The following is a 1,328-nucleotide window of genomic DNA, read 5'->3' as shown; positions in this document are numbered from 1 at the left end:
TATAAATAAAATGTTTTACCCCTCTGGCTTGTTTAAACTCAGGCATTTTTGAAATTTTCTCGCCATAATGGTACAACTGTTCAAAAAATCTGGTTGGCTGAAATCAAAGGTTTTGCTGCGGTAAGGCCTGGCAAACAGCTCGATCATTTCTTTATAGGCGTTATAGTAAAAATCGACCTGAGCATCAGAGTCCTTGTCGTGAATCATGTCCAGTTCTCGAAAAGCTTTAATAGTCCTGGCTTTGTCTGTGGTCACGTCATCAGAGATCAGGGAAAAGAAGGGCTTGTAAAAATCGTCTGGAATTTCTTTGATACAGCCAAAGTCGATGACGCCAAGTTTTTCATCGGGCGTAATCAAAAAATTACCCGGATGAGGATCTGCATGAACAGCACGAAGTTCGTGTTGCTGAAAATTATAGAAATCCCAAAGCGCTTGCCCAATTTTGTTTCTAAGCTCTGTACTTGGGTTGGTCTTTAGAAATTCACGCAGATGAAGACCATCAATCCAATCCATAGTGATGATTCTTTTTCCGGATAAGTCTGGATAATAGTCTGGAAAAACGATGTTTTCGAGATCTTTACAAGCCTTTGAAAACTGAAGAGAGCGTTTAATCTCGAGTTCATAATCTGTCTCTTCCAGTAAACGTTCCTCTACCTCTTTTATATAAACGTTAAGATCTTTTTCATCCATACCCAGAAGGCGGAAGGCAAATGGCTTTACAAGTTTAAGATCAGAAGAAATGCTGTCACCAACGCCGGGATACTGGATCTTAACCGCAAGTTTTTTCCCGTTTAACACGGCTTCATGCACCTGTCCTATAGAGGCTGCATTACTGGAAATGAGGTTGAACTGATCATAAATCTGTTCGGGTGTTTTACCAAAATTCTTCGAAAAAGTCCTTACAATGAGCGGGCCTGAAAGCGGCGGCGCATTGTATTGAGACTGGGTAAATTTATCTATGTAGGATTTTGGCAATATGTTTTTGTCCATACTTAACATCTGCGCAACCTTTAAAGCACTTCCTTTAAGTTCACTTAAAGATTTATAGATGTCAGTTGCATTGTCTTCATTAAGCTCCTCCCGGCTAAGACTTGGGTTGAACAGCTTTTTGGAGTAATGTTTAATATAATTACCACCAATCTGGATACCTGTTTTCACAAATTTCGCAGATCTTTCTGTTTTGGAGGTTGGAATAGTTTTCTGTTCCCGCATGCTAGGATCTCATCTTCTCTTTAAAATTTCCATTCCGGGATAAAAATTTCCCGTATTCAAACAGGTTGTCGAGGGGAGACCGCTGAAAGAGGTCAAATGTCACATTAATCCCTTTT

The 1,328-nt window shown here is 39.8% G+C and carries 1 protein-coding gene; it reads right to left on the bottom strand.

The genetic code is table 11. The features are described 5' to 3' along the window. Positions 1-15: 15 nt before the first annotated feature. On the bottom strand, positions 16-1,212 hold the full coding sequence (locus DBR11_RS24635) for an AarF/ABC1/UbiB kinase family protein (RefSeq protein WP_233260894.1): 1,197 nt from the start codon (positions 1,210-1,212) through the stop codon (positions 16-18). Positions 1,213-1,328 lie beyond the last annotated feature (116 nt).

The sequence above is a fragment of the Pedobacter sp. HMWF019 genome (genome assembly GCF_003061025.1).
GTDB lineage: Bacteria > Bacteroidota > Bacteroidia > Sphingobacteriales > Sphingobacteriaceae > Pedobacter.
This window is presented reverse-complemented; position numbering and strand designations above follow the sequence as displayed.

Coding starts and splice junctions, on each gene's coding strand:
- DBR11_RS24635 (WP_233260894.1), bottom strand. CDS start 1,212: ATGCGGGAACAGAAAACTATTCCAACCTCCAAAACAGAAAGATCTGCG.